This window comes from Kitasatospora sp. NPDC001095 (genome assembly GCF_053598615.1).
Genome location: NZ_JBSFKQ010000008.1, coordinates 205,117 through 224,703 on the forward strand (window position 1 = coordinate 205,117; position 19,587 = coordinate 224,703).

At 72.5% G+C, this 19,587-nt stretch carries 9 protein-coding genes; 6 read left to right on the forward strand and 3 right to left on the reverse strand.

The genetic code is table 11. The annotated features are described in order from the left end of the window. The first annotated feature begins 88 nt into the window (after positions 1-88). Positions 89-1,150 carry an endonuclease/exonuclease/phosphatase family protein gene (locus ACWDBB_RS10855; RefSeq protein WP_449789252.1) on the forward strand — a complete coding sequence of 354 codons (1,062 nt, stop codon included), beginning with the start codon at positions 89-91 and terminating at the stop codon, positions 1,148-1,150. On the opposite strand, the gene ACWDBB_RS10860 is transcribed toward ACWDBB_RS10855, so the two are convergent. Continuing rightward, positions 1,147-2,901: an NAD+ synthase gene (locus ACWDBB_RS10860; protein WP_449789253.1), complete on the reverse strand. Its 1,755-nt coding sequence runs from the start codon at positions 2,899-2,901 to the stop codon at positions 1,147-1,149. The genes ACWDBB_RS10855 and ACWDBB_RS10860 overlap by 4 nt on opposite strands. A 175-nt stretch (positions 2,902-3,076) precedes the next feature. Here ACWDBB_RS10860 and ACWDBB_RS10865 point away from each other — a divergent pair, with 175 nt between their 5' ends. Both ACWDBB_RS10865 and ACWDBB_RS10870 read left to right on the forward strand, forming a co-directional pair. Next, on the forward strand, positions 3,077-4,438 hold the full coding sequence (locus ACWDBB_RS10865; RefSeq protein ID WP_402412135.1) for a glutamine synthetase family protein: 1,362 nt from the start codon (positions 3,077-3,079) through the stop codon (positions 4,436-4,438). 153 nt (positions 4,439-4,591) lie between these two features. Further along, on the forward strand, positions 4,592-5,857 hold the full coding sequence (locus ACWDBB_RS10870; protein ID WP_449789254.1) for a hypothetical protein: 1,266 nt from the start codon (positions 4,592-4,594) through the stop codon (positions 5,855-5,857). Positions 5,858-5,938: 81 nt separating this feature from the next. Here the strand turns inward: ACWDBB_RS10870 and ACWDBB_RS10875 are convergent, their stop codons facing one another. Then, positions 5,939-6,670 carry a class E sortase gene (locus ACWDBB_RS10875; RefSeq protein ID WP_449789255.1) on the reverse strand — a complete coding sequence of 244 codons (732 nt, stop codon included), beginning with the start codon at positions 6,668-6,670 and terminating at the stop codon, positions 5,939-5,941. 255 nt (positions 6,671-6,925) lie between these two features. On the opposite strand from ACWDBB_RS10875, the gene ACWDBB_RS10880 reads away from it, so the two are divergent. Further along, the gene (locus ACWDBB_RS10880; RefSeq protein ID WP_449789256.1) at positions 6,926-9,955 is read left to right on the forward strand and encodes a bifunctional [glutamine synthetase] adenylyltransferase/[glutamine synthetase]-adenylyl-L-tyrosine phosphorylase; all 3,030 of its coding nucleotides are present in this window, start codon (positions 6,926-6,928) and stop codon (positions 9,953-9,955) included. Between the two features lie 98 nt (positions 9,956-10,053). Here ACWDBB_RS10880 and ACWDBB_RS10885 read toward each other — a convergent pair whose 3' ends face one another. After that, the gene (locus ACWDBB_RS10885) at positions 10,054-11,022 is read right to left on the reverse strand and encodes a phosphatase PAP2 family protein (RefSeq protein WP_449789257.1); all 969 of its coding nucleotides are present in this window, start codon (positions 11,020-11,022) and stop codon (positions 10,054-10,056) included. Positions 11,023-11,339: 317 nt separating this feature from the next. Here ACWDBB_RS10885 and pulA point away from each other — a divergent pair, with 317 nt between their 5' ends. Next, positions 11,340-16,859 carry a pullulanase-type alpha-1,6-glucosidase gene (pulA, locus tag ACWDBB_RS10890; protein WP_449789258.1) on the forward strand — a complete coding sequence of 1,840 codons (5,520 nt, stop codon included), beginning with the start codon at positions 11,340-11,342 and terminating at the stop codon, positions 16,857-16,859. A gap of 644 nt (positions 16,860-17,503) precedes the next feature. Beyond that, on the forward strand, positions 17,504-19,587 hold a 2,084-nt coding region (locus ACWDBB_RS10895; protein ID WP_449789259.1), incomplete at its 3' end, for a M4 family metallopeptidase.

Genomic DNA, 19,587 nt, shown 5'->3' on the forward strand with positions numbered 1-19,587 from the left:
ACCACACCGGCACCGACCCGGTAGACGCCCGCACTCACGACGGGCCGGGCACCGGAACGGCGACGGCACGAGCGACGGGAGCCACTTCATGGCGCAGGCGGACAGGACCGAGCGGATCGCGGCCCCCGGGGGCGGCGCCGACGGCCCGGCCCCCACGGCGCGCCGCGGCGGCTTCCTCGGCCTGCGCCACTGGGGCCGGGACGCCCGCGGCAGCGGCACCTGGCGGCGCGGCCTGGTGATCGCCGCGCTGGCCGCGCTCACCGCCGCGCTGCTCGCCTTCCATGCCGAGGTGCCCAACAGCGTCGGCAACCTCGGCAGCCTGCTGGAGACCTTCCTGCCCTGGCTGGGCCTGGCCGTCCCGGTGCTGCTGGTGCCCGCGCTGCTGCGCCGCTCCGCCACCGCGCTGGTCGCCCTGCTGCTGCCCCTGGTGCTCTGGGTCAACCTGTTCGGCGGCCTGCTGTCGGACAAGAGCGGCGGCAAGGGCGACTGGACGGTGGTCAGCCACAACGTCGCCGCCGCCAACACCGACGTGCCGGGCACCATCCGCACCCTGGTGGACTCCGGCGCCCAGATCGTCGCCCTGCAGGAGCTGGCCGGCCGGCAGCTGCGCTCGTACGAGACCGGGCTCGCCGCCGCCTACCCGCACCACACCGTGGAGGGCACGGTCGGGCTCTGGTCGAAGTACCCGATCGGGGACGTCTCCCCGGTGGACCTGAAGATGGGCTGGACCAGGGCCTTCCGCGCCGAGGTCACCACCCCGCAGGGCCCGCTCGCGGTGTACGTGGCGCACCTGCCCTCGGTGCGGCTGAAGGCCGAGGGCGGCTTCACCGTCAACCAGCGGGACCTCAGCGCGCAGGCGCTCGGCGACGCGATCGAGGCCGAGCCGCTGAAGAAGGTCCTGCTGCTCGGCGACCTCAACGGCACCATGAACGACCGCAGCCTGGCGCCGGTCACCTCGCAGATGCGCTCGGCCCAGGGCGCCGCCGGAGACGGCTTCGGCTTCAGCTGGCCGGCCGCCTTCCCGACGGCCCGGATCGACCAGATCATGAGCAAGGGCGGGCTGGACCCGGTGGACTCCCGCACCCTGCCCCGGGACGGCAGCGACCACCTCGGGGTGGCCGCCAGCTACCGCTACCAGCCCGTCCGCTAGCCGCGCCGCCAGCGGTTGGTGATCGGCAGGCGGCGGTCCCGGCCGAAGTTCTTGGCCGAGATCTTCGGGCCCGGCGGGTACTGGCGCCGCTTGTACTCGGCGGTGTCGACGAGCCGGACCACCCGGTCCACCAGGGCCGGGTCGAAGCCGGCCGCGACGATCGCGTCCCGGCCCTCGTCGCCCTCGATGTAGCGGGTCAGCACGCTGTCCAGCACGTCGTAGTCGGGCAGCGAGTCGGTGTCCACCTGGTCCGGCCGCAGCTCGGCGGACGGCGGCTTGGTGATGGTGTGCTCCGGGATCGGGGGCACCTCGCCGCGCCGCTCGGCCTCCTCGTTGCGCCAGCGTGCCAGCCGGAAGACCAGTGACTTGTAGACGTCCTTGATGGGCCCGTAGGCGCCCACCGAGTCTCCGTACAGGGTCGAGTAGCCGACCGCCAGCTCGCTCTTGTTGCCGGGCGCGAGCACGAGGTGCCCCTCCTGGTTGGAGATCGCCATCAGCAGGGTGCCGCGCAGCCGGGACTGGAGGTTCTCCTCGGCCAGGCCGGTCAGTTCGGTCGCCCCCAGGTAGGCGTCGAACATCGGGGCGATGGAGACGGTCCGCAGCGACAGCCCGGTGCGGCGGGCCAGTTCGGCCGCGTCGTCCCGGGAGTGCAGGGAGGAGTAGCGGCTGGGCATGGAGACGCAGTGCACGTTCCGCGCGCCCACCGCGTCCACCGCGATCGCGGCCACCAGCGCCGAGTCGATGCCGCCGGAGAGGCCGAGCAGCACCGACCGGAAGCCGTTCTTGGTCACGTACGCCCGGGTGCCGGAGACCAGCGCGGCCCAGATCTCGGCCTCGTCCGAGATCCGCGGCGCCACCCCGGCGGTGAGCCGCACCGCGGGCGCGGCCTGCGGCTCGCCGCCCAGCTCGGTGAGGACCAGGTGCAGGCCGTCGCTCAGCAGCAGCCCGTCGGTGTCGTCGCTCGCGGCGGCCGGCAGATCGAGGTCCAGCACCACCAGGTGCTCCTCGAACTGCGGTGCGCGGGCCAGGACTTCGCCGTCCGCGCCGACCACGATCGAGTCGCCGTCGAAGACCAGCTCGTCCTGGCCGCCGACCATGTTGACGTACGCCAGGGTGCAGCCGGCCTCGGCCGCCCGGCGCCGCACCAGCTCCAGCCGCTGGTCGTCCTTGTTCCGCTCGTACGGGGAACCGTTGACCACCAGTAGCAGCCCGGCGCCGGCCTCGCGGGCGGCGGTGACCCGCCCGCCGTCCTGCCAGATGTCCTCGCAGATGGCCAGGGCGACGTCCACCCCGCGCACCCGCAGCACCGGCAGCTGGTCGCCCGGGACGAACCAGCGGAACTCGTCGAACACGCCGTAGTTGGGCAGGTGGTGCTTGGCGAAGCGGGTCACCACCTCGCCCCGGTGCAGCACCGCGGCGCAGTTCTGCGGGGAGCCGGCCGGGCGGTTGAAACGCGGCGAGGCGTGCTCCGAACGCCCGAGGTAGCCGACCACCACCGGGACCTCGCCCAGTCCGTCCGCCGCCAGCCGGTCGGCCAGCCCGACCAGCGCGGCGCGGGAGGCCTCGACGAAGGATCCGCGCAGGGCGAGGTCCTCCACCGGGTACCCGGTGAGGGCCATCTCGGGGAAGGCGACCAGCTGCGCGCCGGCCTCCACGGCCAGCCTGGTCCAGCGCACCACCTCGTCGCCGTTGCGGTCGAGGTCACCGACCCAGGGGTCGATCTGGCTCAGGGCGAGACGGAGATTGGGCATGCCCCGAGTGTAATCGTCTAACTGACGCTATGTCCTGGGTGGGGAGTGACGGCGGGGGTCGGCGCTGCCGGGTCGGGCGGAGATCGGCCATGATGGGGGCAGCCGCTTTACGAGGTCTTTGCGGGGGCCTCCGAGGCGTAACACGAGCGTAAAGAGCAGAGGTGAGACTGTCCCCATGGGCAAGCAGCAACAGTTCGTGCTTCGGACGCTCGAAGAGCGTGACATCCGGTTCGTCCGGCTGTGGTTCACCGACGTGCTCGGGTTCCTGAAGTCGGTCGCGGTGGCCCCGGCCGAGCTGGAACAGGCCTTCGAGGAGGGCATCGGCTTCGACGGCTCGGCGATCGAGGGATTCGCCCGGGTGTACGAGTCCGACATGATCGCCAAGCCCGACCCGACCACCTTCCAGATCCTGCCGTGGCGCTCCGAGACCCCGGGCACCGCCCGGATGTTCTGCGACATCCTGATGCCCGACGGCTCGCCGTCCTTCGCCGACCCCCGGTTCGTGCTCAAGCGCACCCTGGAGAAGGCCTCCGAGCAGGGCTTCACCTTCTACACCCACCCGGAGATCGAGTTCTTCCTGCTGAAGAACCTGCCCGGCGACGGCACCCCGCCGATCCCCGCCGACCAGTCCGGCTACTTCGACCACACCCCGCGCGGGGTGGGCCACGACTTCCGCCGCCAGGCGATCACCATGCTGGAGTCGATGGGCATCTCGGTCGAGTTCTCGCACCACGAGGGCGCCCCCGGCCAGCAGGAGATCGACCTGCGCTACGCCGACGCGCTGTCCACCGCCGACAACATCATGACCTTCCGACTGGTCATGAAGGAGGTCGCGCTGGAGCAGGGCGTACACGCGAGCTTCATGCCCAAGCCGTTCTCCGAGCACCCCGGCAGCGGCATGCACACCCACGTCTCGCTGTTCGAGGGCGACCGCAACGCCTTCCACGAGTCCGGCGCCGAGTACCAGCTGTCCAAGGTCGGCCGCTCCTTCATCGCCGGCCTGCTGAAGCACGCCGCCGAGACCGCCGCCGTCACCAACCAGTGGGTGAACTCGTACAAGCGGATCTGGGGCGGCTCCCAGCGCACCGCCGGAGCCGGCGGCGAGGCGCCGTCCTACATCTGCTGGGGCCACAACAACCGCTCGGCGCTGATCCGGGTCCCGATGTACAAGCCGGGCAAGCAGGGCTCCACCCGGATCGAGGTCCGCTCGCTGGACACCGGCTGCAACCCCTACCTCGCCTACGCCGTCACCCTCGCGGCCGGCCTGAAGGGCATCGAGGAGGGCTACGAACTCCCGCCCGGCGCCGACGACGACGTGTGGGCGCTCACCGACTCCGAGCGGCGCGCCCTCGGCATCCAACCGATGCCGCAGAACCTCGGCGAGGCCATCGACCTGATGCAGCGCAGCGAGCTCGTCGCCGAGACCCTCGGCGAGCACGTCTTCGACTTCTTCCTGCGCAACAAGAAGCACGAGTGGGAGGAGTACCGCTCCGAGGTCACCCCCTTCGAGCTGCGGAAGAACCTCCAGGTGCTCTGACGGTTCGTCGGCCGGTCCGGGCCGCTCGGGCGGTGTACCCCACGCACGCTAATCCGCTGGGCCAATGAGGTTACTCTGCAGCGGTGCGCGCCATGGCGGGGTGACGCGGAGGCGTAAGCAGAAGATCCGTTCTGCGGATCATCCTGGAGTGTCATGCGTACTCGAATCACCGCCCTGGCCCTGTCCGGACTGACCTCGGCCGCCCTCGTGTTGGGTGCCGGCTCCGCGGCCTACGCCTCGCCCGTCGCCGACCACCACACAGCCGCCGTACCGGCGGAGGCCCAGGGTGAATGGGTCGACGGGCTCCTCCGTGCGGCGGCGGAGGGCAGCGGTAGAGCCACCCATACCTGGAACTTCGACAGCCGTGGTGCCGTCCCGTCCGAACTGGTGGCCCGTCAGTCCTCGCGGACGGAGGGCACCAAGACAGTGACGGCGACGGCCGAAGCGCCCGCGGCCAAGGCCCCGGCCCAGGCCCCGGCGGCGGCCCCGGCGGCGGCCCCGGCGGCGGCTCCGGCCGCGGCTCCGGCCCAGGCCCAGGCCCAGGCCCAGGCCCCGGCCGTCGCCCCGGCCGCGGCTCCGGCGGCGGCTCCGGCCGCGGCGGCGGCTCCGGCCCAGGCCCAGGCCCAGGCCCCGGCCGTCACCGCCGCCGAGCCGGGCGGGGAGGAGCCGCCGGCCGCGGAAGGAACCGAGCCGGGCGAGGAGGACGGCGAGCGCGGTCGGAACACGGCCCTGCCGTCGACGTTCGGGTACCTCGACCGACTGGGCGAGCTGGACCGACTGTCGGGCCTCACCGGCAAGCACTGCCACCACCACCACCACCACCACCACGCCTGCCACTGCAACCCCTGTGACCACGGTGGGGGCGAGGGCCCCGGCGACCACGGTGGGGGCCACGGTGGTGGCGGCAACCAGTCCCAGAGCCAGAGCCAGAGCCAGAACCAGAACCAGAACCAGTCACAGTCCCAGAACGGCCAACAGAGCCAGGACCAGAACGTCAACGTGACGGTCGTCGTCCAGAACACCGTCGTCAACACCGTTGACAACAACGCGAACAACAGCGCCACCGCCAGCGCGAACAACTCCTCGCAGAACACGGCGAGCAACAGTCAGTCGGCCTCGCAGACCAACAACATCTCCAATGTGAACAAGGCCAAGTACAGCGAGGGGCCGGGGCACGGGCCGAGCCACCCGAGCCACCCGAGCCACCCGGGCCACGAAGGCCATGAGGGGCACGAGGGCCACGGAGGTCACGAGGGCCACCACGGCGGCCACGAGGAGGAGCACGGCTGGCACCACTGGGAGCTGGCGGAGACGGGGAGCGACACCTCGCCAGCCCTGTTCGGCCTCTCGGCGGCGCTCATCGCGGCGGGTGCGGTGGCCATGCGCGCCGGCCGGCGCTCCGACCGGAGTGCCCGGTGACCGACCGACGGATCTGACCGGCTGGCGGACGGGCGGTGCGCGTGGCGCACCGCCCGTCCGTCGCATGTCCACCGGACCGGCTCAGCGCAGCTCGGCGGGCGGCGTGCGGTCCGGGTCCATCGGCTCCTCCCGGACGAGGCTGCCCCAGACGGCCATCCGGTACAGCGAGGTGTAGACCGGCGTGCAGGTCGTCAGGGTGATGTAGCGGCCCGGCCCGCCGTACGGCGAGCCGACGGGGACCGGGGCGATGACACCGGTGTCGTCCTTGGCGGTCTCGGGCAGCGTGGCGTCGACGCGGTAGACGTACCAGCGGTCCCTGGTCTCCACGACCAGCGGGTCGCCCGGCCGCAGCCGGTCCAGGTCGTGGAACCTGGCGCCGTGGCCGTCGCGGTGGGCGGCCAGGGCGAAGTTGCCCGAAGCCTCCCACGGCATGGCCGAGCGGTACGGCGCCGTGTAGGCTCCGGCGACCCCGTCCGCGAGGGTCTCCCCGTCGGTACCGACCTTGATCAGCACCTGGTAGCCGGCGCCCAGGGCCGGGACGTGGAGGAAGCCGACGGCGTCGCCCTGGCCGAGCGGCGGTGCGGCGTCGGTCGGCGGGGCGGCCGGGGCAGGGGCCGACCAGGACTGGCGCAGCCGGGCGGCGGAGAGGTCCGCGTGACGGTCGGCCGTGAGGTTCGTCCACCACAGCGAGTGGACGACCAGCAGGGCGAGCAGCACGCCGAGGGTGAACAGCAGGTCGCCGAGCGCGCCGATCGCGAGCCGCAGGGGGTGTCGGCGCGGGGCTCTCCGCTCGGCCGGGTGCTCGGTCGCCATGGGGTCGTCCCTTCGGGCGGGAGTGCGGGGGGAGGGGGCGGGCGGGGCCGCGCCGGGCACCGCCCCGGCGGGCGTCCCGGCCGGCCATGCGTACTCCACCGCGCCGTCGAGCCGGCGGGCAAGCCGACACGCCACGCCGCGCCCCGGGGGCGCGCCGCCCGGCCCGCCGGCGCTCGGGCGGACCGGGCCCGTGGCATGCCCGGCGGGGCGGCCCACAGGCGCGTAACCTGCTTGGGCGGACGGATGGAGGGGTCGATGGCGGTGGAGGAACAACGGGCCGGGAGCCGGGTCAGCCGGCCGGAGAACCGGCTGGTCCGGCGCGGGTTCACCGACCCGGCGCGGGCGGTGCGGCTGCTGGAGGGCCCCGGGCTGGAGGGCCTGGCCGACGACCCCGTGCTGCTGGACGCGCTCGGCGCCACCGCCGACCCCGACCTCGCGCTGCTCGGCCTGGCCCGGCTGCTGGAGGCCGCCGACGAGGCCGACCGGCACACCCTGCGCGACACCCTCACCACCTCCAAGCCGCTGCGCGACCGGCTGCTCGGCGTGCTCGGCGTCTCCACCGCGCTCGGCGACCACCTGGCCCGGCACCCGCACGACTGGCACGTGCTGGTCACCTTCGAGCTGCGCGACATGCACCCCGGCCCGGAGGACTTCCGCCGCGCCCTCGCCGAAGGCGTCCGCGCCGACCTGTCCCTCGGCCCCGCGAACGCGCTGCGCGTCGCCTACCGCCGCTGCCTGCTCGCCATCGCCGCCCGCGACCTCACCGGCACCACCGACCTCGCGCAGGCCGCCGCCGAACTCGCCGACCTGGCCGGCGCCACCCTCCAGACGGCCCTGGACCTCGCCGCCGAGCAGGACCCGGAGGCCGCCGCGGCCTGCCGGCTCGCGGTCATCGGCATGGGCAAGTGCGGCGGCCGCGAACTCAACTACGTCTCCGACGTGGACGTCATCTTCGTCGCCGAACCGCGCGAGGGCGTCGAGGAGCACGACGCGGTCAAGGCCGCCACCCGGCTGGCCGCCGCCCTCACCCGGCTCTGCTCGGACACCACCGGGGAGGGCACCATCTGGCCGGTGGACGCCAATCTGCGCCCCGAGGGCCGTAACGGCCCGCTGGTGCGCACCCTGGCCAGCCACCTCGCCTACTACCAGCGCTGGGCCAAGACCTGGGAGTTCCAGGCGCTGCTCAAGGCCCGCCCGGTCGCCGGGGACGCCGAGCTCGGCGCCGCGTACGTCGAGGCGCTCGCCCCGATGGTCTGGCAGGCCGCCGCCCGGGAGAACTTCGTCGCCGACGTCCAGCAGATGCGCCGCCGGGTCGTCGACTCCATCCCGGCCACCGAACTGGACCGCCAGCTCAAGCTCGGCCCGGGCGGGCTGCGCGACGTCGAGTTCTCCGTACAGCTGCTCCAGCTCGTGCACGGCCGCACCGACCCGGCGCTGCGCAGCGGCAACACCCTGGAGGCGCTGGCCGCGCTCTCCCGCGGCGGGTACGTGGGCCGGGCGGACGCCGCCTCGCTGGACACCGCGTACCGCTTCCTGCGCTCGCTGGAGCACCGCATCCAGCTGTACCGGCTGCGCCGCACCCATCTGATGCCCACCGCCGAGGAGGACCTGCGCCGCCTCGCCCGCTCGCTCGCCGCGCTGATCAACGACGACACCCGCGCCGACCCGGTGGCCGCCCTGCAACGCGAGTGGAAGCGGCACGCGGTGGAGGTCCGGCGGCTGCACGAGAAGCTGTTCTACCGGCCGCTGCTCGACGCCGTCGCCGAACTGCCGCCGGGAGCCACCGGGTTGACCCCGGAAGCGGCCCGGGCCCGGCTGGAGGCGCTGGGCTACGCGGACCCGGCGGCCGCGCTGCGCCACCTCAGCGCGCTCGCCTCTGGGGTGAGCCGCAAGGCCGCGATCCAGCGCACCCTGCTGCCGGTGCTGCTCGGCTGGTTCGCCGAGTCCGCCGACCCGGACGCCGGGCTGCTCAACTTCCGGCAGGTCTCCGACGCGCTCGGCCGCACCCCCTGGTACCTGCGGCTGCTGCGCGACGAGAGCGCCGCCGCCGAACAGCTGGCCCGGGTGCTGTCGGCCGGCCGGCTCGCGCCCGACCTGCTGCTGCGCGCCCCCGAGGCGGTGGCCATGCTGGGTGACCCGCAGGGCCTGGAACCGCGCGGCCGGGCGGCGCTGCAGTCGGAGGTGCTGGCCGCCGTCGGCCGGGCCGGCTCCACCCGGGCCGCGGTGGCCGCCGCCCGTTCGGTGCGCCGCCGGGAGCTGTTCCGTACCGCCGCCGCGGACGTGCTCGGCCGGCTCGGGGACGACCCCGCCGAGGCGCTGGACACCGCGGGGGAGGCGCTCACCGCGCTCAACGCCGCCACCCTGGGCGGCGCGCTGCGCGCCTGCGTCGCCGGATGGGAGGCCGAGCACGGGGACCTGCCGACCCGGATCTCGGTGATCGCCATGGGCCGCTTCGGCGGCCACGAGCTGGGCTACGGCTCGGACGCGGACGTGCTCTTCGTCCACGAGCCGCTGCTCGGCTCGCTGGAGGAGGAGGCCGCCCGGGCCGCCCAGGCGGTCTGCCACGAGCTGCGTTCCCAGCTGGGCGCGCCCTCCACCGAGCCGCCGCTGCTGGTCGACGCCGACCTGCGGCCGGAGGGCCGCAGCGGACCGCTGGTGCGCACCCTCGCCTCGTACGCGGCGTACTACCGGCGCTGGTCGCACGCCTGGGAGAGCCAGGCGCTGTTGCGGGCCGAGCCGGTGGCCGGGGACGAGGAGCTGGGCACGCGGTTCCGGCAGCTGATCGACCCGCTGCGCTACCCGGGCGGCGGGGTGCCGGAGCGCGACGTGATGGAGATCCGCCGGATCAAGGCGCGGATCGAGGCCGAGCGGCTGCCGCGCGGGGCCGACCCGACCACCCACACCAAGATCGGCCGGGGTGGGCTGGCGGACGTCGAGTGGACGGTGCAGCTGCTGCAGCTCCGGCACGGGCACGAGCTGCCGGGCCTGCGCACCACCCGGACCAGGGCGGCCCTGGCGGCCGCCGTGGCGGGCGGGCTGGTCGAGCCGGAGGACGCCGAGGTGCTGGACGCGGCCTGGGTGCTGGCCTCCCGGGTGCGGGCGGCGGTGATGCTGGTGCGCGGGCGGCCGGGGGACAGCTTCCCGGGGGAGGCCAGGGAGCTGGCCGGGGTGGCCCGCTACCTCGGGTACGGCTCCGGGCACAGCGGCGAACTGCTGGACGACTACCGGCGGACCACCCGTCGGGCCCGGGCGGTGGTGGACCGGCTGTTCTACGGCGTCGGCTGACGGGTCGAGCGGCGGGCGCGACCGAGGGACGAGCGCCGGCGGGTACGCGGAAGGGGCCCCTGTTCAGGGGCCCCTTCCGGGAGGTCCTGGGGACGGGCCTAGCGGCGGGCGCTGCTGACCGCGGGCTCGCTCCACTGCTCGGGGACGGTGATCGGCTGCTCGGCCACCGCCTCCCGGGCGGGCACCTTGGGCAGTCGGTACACCCACTCGTGGTACATCCAGCGGGCGGCGAGGAAGCCCACCGCCAGGCAGAGTACGCCGCCGACGGCGTCCATCCAGAAGTGGTTGGCGGTGGAGACGATGACCACCAGGGTGGCGGCCGGGTAGAGCAGGCCGAGCACCCTGACCCACGTCCGGCGGGCCAGGAAGAAGATCGCCAGACCGCACCACATCGACCAGCCGATGTGCATGGAGGGCATCGCCGCGTACTGGTTGGAGACGTGTGCGGCGGGCCCGGAGGCCATCGAGCCCCAGGTGCCGTGGACCTTCACGGTGTCGATGAAGCCGCCGTCGGTCATCAGCCGGGGCGGGGCCAGCGGGAAGAAGTAGAAGCCGACCAGGGCGATGCCGGTGGTGACGAACAGCACCGAGCGGGCCGCGACGTAGCGCCCGGGGTGGCTGCGGTAGAGCCAGACCAGCACGCCGATCGTGATCACGAAGTGCAGCGTCGCGTAGTAGTAGTTCATCCCGGTGATGAGCCACCCGACGCTGTCCACGGCGTGGTTGATCGAGTGCTCGACGGCGATGCCCAGGTGGTGCTCCAGGTCCCAGATCCAGCTGGCGTGCTTCTGGGCTATCGCTTCCTGTTCGGGAACCGCGTTGCGCACGATCGAGTAGATCCAGTAGCTGATCCCGATCAGCGCCAGCTCGAACCAGATCCGCGGCCTGGCCGGTGAGCGGCGCTGGGCGCTGATGTGCGCGCGCAGGGCTGCGGGACGGGACTGGGCGGCACGGGTGGCTCCGTCGGGCAGGCGGCCGGGGACGGCCTTCGCTGCTTCGGAACCGCCACCGCTCGCCGCGTCGGCGCGCCCGGCGCCGCCTCGCTGGATCTCGGTCGGTTCCCCCATGGACGGCAAGTCTGCCAGACCGCTCGTAGCCGTCTGCTCATCCTCTGGAAGTGGATTCTTCACCGGCTGTCCCCCTTGAGGGCTACGGGCCGGCTCCCACCGGGGTAGGGGGTGTTCGGGGGTTGGGTGCATACCGGTGGGACGGACATACGTCCCATTGTCACGCTCGTCGCTCCAGGGGAGTAACCGGGGTGGTCGGAGACGGTCACCCACCTGGAACTTCCCGCTACGAAACGGTTTCTGCATCTTGCTGAAACATATTGCAGGCCGCTAGCTTCCTGGGAAATCGATCGACCCTTCCCCTAAGGGAGCCCTCAGTGGCCGATGCCCCGCTCCGCCCCCGACGGAGCACTGCCCGACGAACCACCGGCCGTCGCAGACCGCCCGGCCGCACGGCCGTCCTGCTGGCCGCCGCACTGACCGCCGCCACCCTCGGCAGTGCCCCCGCGGCCCTCGCCGCCGCCCCGCCGGCCCCGCCCTCGGACGCCGCGCTGGCGGCCACCGCCGGGCGGCACGACCTCAGCCGCGAGCAGTTCTACTTCGTCCTGCCCGACCGCTTCGCCAACGGCGACGCCGCCAACGACACCGGCGGCATCACCGGAGGGCGACTGGAGAACGGCTTCGACCCCGCCGACAAGGGCTTCTACCACGGCGGCGACCTGGCCGGGCTGATCCAGCGGCTCGACTACATCCAGAACCTCGGCACCACCGCGATCTGGATGGCCCCGATCTTCAAGAACAAGCCGGTGCAGGGCAGCGGGGCCGACGCCTCGGCCGGGTACCACGGCTACTGGATCACCGACTTCACCCAGGTCGACCCGCACTTCGGCACCAACGAGCAGCTCAAGGAGCTGATCGCCAAGGCGCACGCCCGCGGCATCAAGGTCTTCTTCGACGTCATCACCAACCACACCGCCGACGTCATCGACTACGCCGAGAAGCAGTACGGCTACCGTTCCGCCGGCGCCTACCCGACGCTCGACGCGGACGGGAACCCGGTGGACGAGACCGCCGTCGCCGATGCCGGCTCGCCCTGGCCGAAGACCACCGGGGACTCCTTCCCCTACACCCCGGTCTTCCGCACCCCGGCCGACGCCACGGCCAAGACCCCGTCCTGGCTCAACGACCCGGCGCTCTACCACAACCGGGGCGACTCCACCTTCGTCGGCGAGTCCGCCACCGAGGGCGACTTCAGCGGCCTGGACGACCTCGACACCCAGAACCCCAAGGTGGTGAAGGGCTTCGAGAAGGTCTACCAGCAGTGGGTCAAGGACGCCGGCGTGGACGGCTTCCGGATCGACACCGTCAAGCACGTCAACATGGCGTTCTGGCAGCAGTGGGCCCCCGCGCTCAAGGACTTCGCCGCCAAGCAGGGCAACAAGAAGTTCTTCATGTTCGGCGAGGTCTACTCCGGGGACCCGGCGGTCACCTCGCCGTACGTCACCAAGGGCAGGCTCCAGGCCACCCTGGACTTCCCGTTCCAGGGCGCGGCCCGCTCCTACGTCTCGCAGGGCGGCTCGGCGCGCAACCTCGCCGACGTCTACGCCCAGGACTACCGCTACACCAGCGCCGACACCGACGCGTACGAGCTGCCGACCTTCCTCGGCAACCACGACATGGGCCGCTTCGGCTCCTTCCTGCTCGCCGACAACCCGGGTGCCGACGAGGCGACCCTGCTGAAGAAGGACCGGCTCGCCAACGAGCTGCAGTTCCTCACCCGCGGCCAGCCCGTCGTCTACTACGGCGACGAGCAGGGCTTCACCGGCGCGGGCGGCGACAAGGACGCCCGGCAGGACATGTTCGCCTCGCGCACCGACTCCTACAACGCCGACCGGGTGCTCGGCGGCCCCGCCGGCCCGGCCGACCGGTACGGGCAGGGCGGCGAGCTCTACCAGGGCGTCGCCGGGCTGGCCAAGCTGCGCCGGGACAACCCGGCGCTGGCCGACGGCGCCCAGATCGAGCGGTACGCCGCCGACGGCGCGGGCGTGTACGCCTTCTCCCGGATCGACGCCGGGCAGCAGGTCGAGTACCTGGTGGCGGTCAACAACGCCACCGAGGCGAAGACCGTCACCCTGGACATCTTCTCCGCGGGGATGGGCTTCGACCGGATCCACCCGTCCGCGGGGGAACGGATCACCAGCGGCGCCGACCGCAAGGTGACGGTCACCGTGCCGGCGCTCTCCTCCGTGGTGTTCAAGGCGGGCGGGAAGCTCGCGGCCGTCGGTTCGGCGCCGCAGCTCTCGGTGCAGCCGCCGGCCGACGGCTCGACCGGGCTGGTCACCGTCGGCGCCACGACGGACAAGGGCTTCAACCGGGTCAGCTTCGCCGCGCAGATCGGCAACGGGCCCTGGCAGACCCTGGGCACCGCCGACACCGGAAAGTACGCGGTGACCCAGGACCTCGGCGCCGTCGCCCCCGGCACGGTGGTGCGCTACAAGGCCGTCGTGCAGGACTCCAGCGGCCACCTGCGCTCCGCCACCGCGAGCTTCACCACCGGCGCCCCCGCGCCCAAGCCGGTGCCCACCGCCGGCTCCCGCCCGTACGCCGTCGTCCACTACAACCGGCCGGACGGCGACTACGACGGCTGGAACCTCTACGCCTGGGGCGACCTCGCCGACGGCGAGTCCACCCAGTGGCCGGCCGGGCACGCCTTCACCGGGCGGGACGCGTACGGCGCCTTCGCGTACGTGCGGCTGAAGCCCGGCGCCTCGGACGTCGGGTTCATCGTGGAGAAGGACGGCGTCAAGGACGTCGACGCCGACCGGCACCTCGACGTCGGCAGCACCGGCGAGGTGTGGCTCCGGCAGGGCGACCCGGCCGTGCGCACCGCCGACCCCGGGCCGCCGAACAGCCAGCCCGCGAACACCGCCGTCATCCACTACAACCGGGCCGACGGCGACTACGACGGCTGGGGCCTGCACGACTGGACCGGCGCCGCCGCCCCCACCGACTGGGGCAAGCCGCTGGCGCCGGCGCGCCGCGACGCCTTCGGCGCCGTCTTCGAGGTGCCGCTGGCCCCCGGGGCGACCAGCCTCAGCTACATCCTGCACAAGGGCAACGACAAGGACCTGCCCGCCGACCAGTCGCTGGACTTCGCCGTCAACGGCAAGGAGGTCTGGATCCTGGGCGGCCGCGAGGGCTACCTGCTGCCGCAGAACCCGGCCGCCTCCTCGCAGGTCGACCTCGCCGCCGCCAAGGCCCAGTGGATCGACGCGCGGACCGTCGTCGTCCCGGCGAACTACGGCTCGGGCGACGACGCCCTGGCCGGCGGCACCAGCGCCCAGCTGGTGTACGACCCCGAGGGCGGCATCCGGGCCGACCGGGGCGCGCTGACCAAGCCCGGCAAGTGGCTGCGGCTCACCCCGGTCAAGGGCGGGCTGACCGACGCGCAGAAGGCGAAGTACCCGCACCTGGCGGGCTACCGGGCCTTCACCGTGGACCCGAGGGACACCGCCCGCGTCCCGGCCGCGCTGCGCGCCCAGCTGCTGTTCACCGAACACCTGCCCAGCGGCGCGGTGTCGGCCGCCACCGGCGTGCAGATCCCGGGCGTGCTGGACGACCTGTACGCCGGGAAGACCGGCAAGGTCGACTTCGGGCCGGCCCACTACAACGGCAAGGTGGCGCTGTCGCTGTGGGCGCCGACCGCGCAGGAGGTCTCCGTCCAGGTCTACGACAGCGCCACCGGGGGCACCCCGAAGACGCTGCCGCTGAAGCTGGACGACGAGACCGGGGTGTGGGAAGTCGTCCGTGACAAGCGCGAGTTGGACGGCAAGTACTACCTGTACCAGGTGAAGGTCTGGGCGCCCTCGGTGCAGCAGGTCGTCGTCAACACCGTCACCGACCCGTACTCGGTGGCGCTGTCCACCGACTCGAAGCGCAGCCTGGTCGCTGACCTCGACGCCAGGGAGCTCAAGCCGAAGGGCTGGGACGACCACGCCCGCCCGCAGGCCGTCCCGCCCGCGCAGCAGCAGATCCAGGAACTGCACGTCCGGGACTTCTCGGTCGAGGACTCCACCGTCCCGGCCGCCGAGCGCGGCACCTACCTGGCGTTCACCGAGTCGGACTCGGCCGGGATGCGGCACCTCCGGGAGCTCGCCAAGGCCGGGGTGACCACGGTGCACCTGCTGCCGACCTTCGACATCGCCACCGTCCGGGAGAACCGGGCGGACCAGAAGCTGCCCGCCTGCGACCTCAAGTCCCTTGCGGCGGACGGCCCGAAGCAGCAGGAGTGCGTGGCGGCCGTGGCCGCCGACGACGCGTACAACTGGGGCTACGACCCGCTGCACTACAACGTGCCCGAGGGCTCCTACGCCACTGACCCCAACGGGGTGGCCCGGACGGTGCAGTTCCGGCAGATGGTGCAGGCGATGCACGCGGCCGGGCTGCGGGTGGTGCTCGACGTGGTCTACAACCACACCGCCGCCAGCGGCCAGGCCGAGCACTCGGTGCTGGACCGGGTGGTGCCCGGCTACTACCAGCGGCTGGACGCCAACGGCAAGGTGACGACGGACAGCTGCTGCTCCGACACCGCGCCCGAGCACGCCATGATGAACCGGCTGGTGGTCGACTCGGTGACGCTGTGGGCCCGCGAGTACAAGGTGGACGGCTTCCGCTTCGACCTGATGGGCCTGGACCCGAAGTCCACCATGCTGGACGTGCAGGCCGCGCTGCGGAAGATGACGCCGGACTCGGACGGCGTGGACGGCCGGAACGTCCTGCTATACGGCGAGGGCTGGAACTTCGGCGTGGTCGCCAACGACGCCCGGTTCGTGCAGGCCACCCAGGTCAACATGGCCGGCACCGGCATCGCCACCTTCGACGACCGGATCCGGGACGCCGCCCGCGGCGGCAACTTCATGCTGAACTCCGCCCCGCAGCAGGGCTTCGCCTCGGGCCTGTACACCGACCCGAACGGCTCGGCCGCGAACGGCACCCCGGAGGAGCAGAAGGCCCGGCTGCTGCACCAGATGGACCAGCTGAAGGTCGGGCTGACCGGCAACCTGGCCGGCTACTCCTTCACCGACAGCTCGGGCAAGCCCGTCACCGGTGCCCAGGTCGACTACAACGGTGCCCCGACCGGGTACGCGGCCAAGCCCGGCGAGGCGGTGGAGTACGTGGACGCCCACGACAACACCGATCTCTTCGACGCGCTCGCGTACAAGCTGCCGACCGGCACCGCGCCCGCCGACCGGGCCCGGATGCAGGCGCTCGGGCTCTCGCTGACCGCGCTCACCCAGGGCGCGGGCTTCGCCCAGGCCGGCAGCGACCTGCTGCGCTCCAAGTCGCTCGACTCCAACTCCTACGACTCGGGGGACTGGTTCAACGCGATCCACTGGGACCCCGCCGACGGCAACGGCTGGGGCCGCGGCCTGCCGATGGCGAAGGACAACCAGGAGCAGTGGGCGGCGGCCCGATCCCTGCTGGCCGACCCGGAGCTGACCGTCGGCGCGGCCGACATCCGGGCGACCTCCGCGCAGTACCAGGAGTTCCTGCGGATCAAGCAGTCCTCGCCGCTGTTCTCGCTGCCGACCCTGGCCGCCGTCCAGCAGCGGCTCTCCTACCCGCTCTCCGGCACCGCGGGTGAGACGCCCGGGGTGATCACCCTGCACCTGGACGGCACCGGGCTGCCGGGGGCGGAGAAGGGCATCACGGTGGTCTTCAACGCCACGCCCGCGGCGCAGGCGCAGACCGTGCCGGCGCTGCGGGGCACCGGTCAGGCGCTGCACCCCGTCCAGGCGGGCGGGGCGGACCGGGTGGTGCAGCGGTCCGGCTTCGACGCCGCGACCGGGACCTTCACCGTGCCGGGCCGCACCGTGGCGGTGTTCGTCCAGCGCTGACGGTCCGACACCGGTCGGTCCGACACCGGTCCGTCCGGTGAGGGTGCGCCCGGTGCGGGTTCGTCCGACACCGGTTCGTATACCTCTGCAACTCCCGGGCCCCGTACCACCGTTCTGGTGGTGCGGGGCCCGGCTGCGTGTGGGGGAGGGCCGGTTCCGTTCCGGGCGCACTCTGGCCGGAAACCGTCGATGGCACGGCCGGAACTGTGACGTGCCGGGTCTGCCGGGCGCTGTCGGCCACCCGCCGCCGGGGGAAGCGGACCTGAGTGCTGGTCACCGACATCCGGCAGTGATCGAACTTTGTTCGGGGCATGAAAACCGTGTTCACGAGTTCGTCGCGGGGTAACACAACTGACGAACCGGCCTGCATACGGTTTCGGTAATGAATCGGCCAATCCGTGGCATGCATCTGTCATTAACGGCTCGTTTGCTGCCACGATTCCCCCGGCTGTAGACGAGGGGGCCCCACCCCCCGGTGCAGCCGTTCCAGTTCAGGTGCAGCGCGTCCCGACCCTGCAACGAGTTGTGAGCACCGCATCCCGCACTCCCGTCGCACCCGGCGGGGGCCCCCACTGCGCCGCAACCGCGGCCCAGGTTTTCTCTCCACCGTGCGCGACCCAGCGCCGGTCGGAAAAGGAGTCCGCATGTCCCGTTACGCTCACGCCCGGAAGGCGGCGGTTGTCATGGCCGCCTCCACCGCGCTGCTGGTCACCGGGTTCCCGGTGATCGCTCAGGCGGCCACCCCGGACGCGCCGGCCGCCGTCGCGGCCCAGCAGGCCGGCCGCGCCCAGCTGATCTCCGTCGCGAACCAGCAGACCGCCACCCTCGCCCAGAGCCTGGGCCTGAGCGGCGAGGAGAAGCTGGTCACCAAGGACGTCATCCAGGACGCGGACGGCACTCGCCACCTGCGGTACGAGCGCACCCTCAACGGACTGCCCGTCCTGGGTGGGGACCTGGTGGTGCACCAGGCGCCCACCGGTGCGACCAAGAGCGTGGACCGGGCCAGCACCGCCTCGCTGAGCGGTGTCAGCACCACGCCGAAGCTGGCCGCGCCGGCCGCGCAGAGCGCCGCGCTCGCCGCCGAGTCGGGCACCGCGGTCGACACCGCGCCGCGCCTGGTGGTCTGGGCCGCCGACAACAGCCCCCGGCTGGCCTGGGAGACCGTCGTCTCCTCCACCAAGTCCGACGGCACCCCGAGCAAGATGCACGTCGTCACCGACGCCACCAGCGGCCAGGTCATCCAGCAGTGGGACGGCATCGAGACCGGCTCCGGCAAGGGCGTCTTCGTCGGCAACGTCACCATCGGTACCACCCAGTCGGGTTCGACGTACCAGATGAAGGACGCCGCCCGCGGCGGGATGTACACCACCAACCTGAACCACGGGACCTCTGGCACCGGCACGCTGTACAGCAAGTCCACCGACACCTGGGGCGACGGCACCGTCAACAACGGCGAGTCCGCCGCGGTCGACGCCCACTTCGGCGTCGCGGCCACCTGGGACTACTACAAGAACACCTTCGGCCGCAACGGCATCCGCAACGACGGTGTCGGCGCCTACAGCCGCGTCCACTACGGCAACAACTACGTGAACGCGTTCTGGGACGACTCCTGCTTCTGCATGACGTACGGCGACGGCAGCAACAACACCGCTCCGCTCACCGAACTGGACGTCGCGGGCCACGAGATGAGCCACGGCGTCACCGCGGCCACCGCCAACCTGACCTACTCCGGTGAGTCCGGCGGCCTCAACGAGGCCACCTCGGACATCTTCGGCACCATGGTCGAGTTCTCCGCCAACATCCCGACCGACAACCCCGACTACCTGATCGGTGAGTTGATCAACATCAACGGGAACGGCACCCCGCTGCGCTACATGGACAAGCCGTCCAAGGACGGCGCCTCGGCCGACTACTGGTCCTCCACCGTCGGCAACAAGGACGTCCACTACTCGTCCGGCGTCGCCAACCACTTCTTCTACCTGCTGTCCGAGGGCAGCGGCGCGAAGGTCATCAACGGCGTCAGCTACGACTCGCCGACCCAGGGCAACATCACGGTCACCGGCATCGGCCGGGACAAGGCGGCGGCCGTCTGGTACCGCGCCCTGACCACCTACATGACCTCCAGCACCAACTACGCCGCGGCGCGCACCGCGACGGAGAAGGCGGCCACCGACCTGTACGGTGCCGGCAGCGCAGAGCTGACCGCGGTCAGCACCGCCTGGGCGGGCGTCAACGTCGGCACGGCGCCCTCCGGCGGCGTGACCGTCACCAACCCGGGCAACCAGTCCACCGCCGTGGGCGGCGCGGTCAACCTCCAGATCAGCGCCACCGGCGGCACCGCCCCGCTGACCTACACCGCGACCGGCCTGCCCACCGGCCTGTCGATCTCCTCCTCCGGCGCGATCACCGGTACCGCCTCCACCGCGGGCACCTACAACGTGACCGTCACCGCGAAGGACTCGGCCGGCAAGACCGGCAGCACCAGCTTCACCTGGACCGTCTCGACCGGTGGCGGTGGCTGCACCCCGGCGCAGCTGCTGGGCAACACGGGCTTCGAGACCGGTACGGCCACCCCGTGGACGGCGTCCAGCGGCGTGATCGACAGCAGCACCTCCCAGGCGGCCCACAGCGGCTCCTGGAAGGCGTGGCTGAACGGCTACGGCTCCACCCACTCGGACTCGCTGTCGCAGACGGTGACCATCCCGGCGGGCTGCAAGGCGACGCTGAG

Coding starts and splice junctions, on each gene's coding strand:
- ACWDBB_RS10855 (WP_449789252.1), top strand. CDS start 89: ATGGCGCAGGCGGACAGGACCGAGCGGATCGCGGCCCCCGGGGGCGGC.
- ACWDBB_RS10860 (WP_449789253.1), bottom strand. CDS start 2,901: ATGCCCAATCTCCGTCTCGCCCTGAGCCAGATCGACCCCTGGGTCGGT.
- ACWDBB_RS10865 (WP_402412135.1), top strand. CDS start 3,077: ATGGGCAAGCAGCAACAGTTCGTGCTTCGGACGCTCGAAGAGCGTGAC.
- ACWDBB_RS10870 (WP_449789254.1), top strand. CDS start 4,592: ATGCGTACTCGAATCACCGCCCTGGCCCTGTCCGGACTGACCTCGGCC.
- ACWDBB_RS10875 (WP_449789255.1), bottom strand. CDS start 6,670: ATGGCGACCGAGCACCCGGCCGAGCGGAGAGCCCCGCGCCGACACCCC.
- ACWDBB_RS10880 (WP_449789256.1), top strand. CDS start 6,926: ATGGCGGTGGAGGAACAACGGGCCGGGAGCCGGGTCAGCCGGCCGGAG.
- ACWDBB_RS10885 (WP_449789257.1), bottom strand. CDS start 11,022: ATGGGGGAACCGACCGAGATCCAGCGAGGCGGCGCCGGGCGCGCCGAC.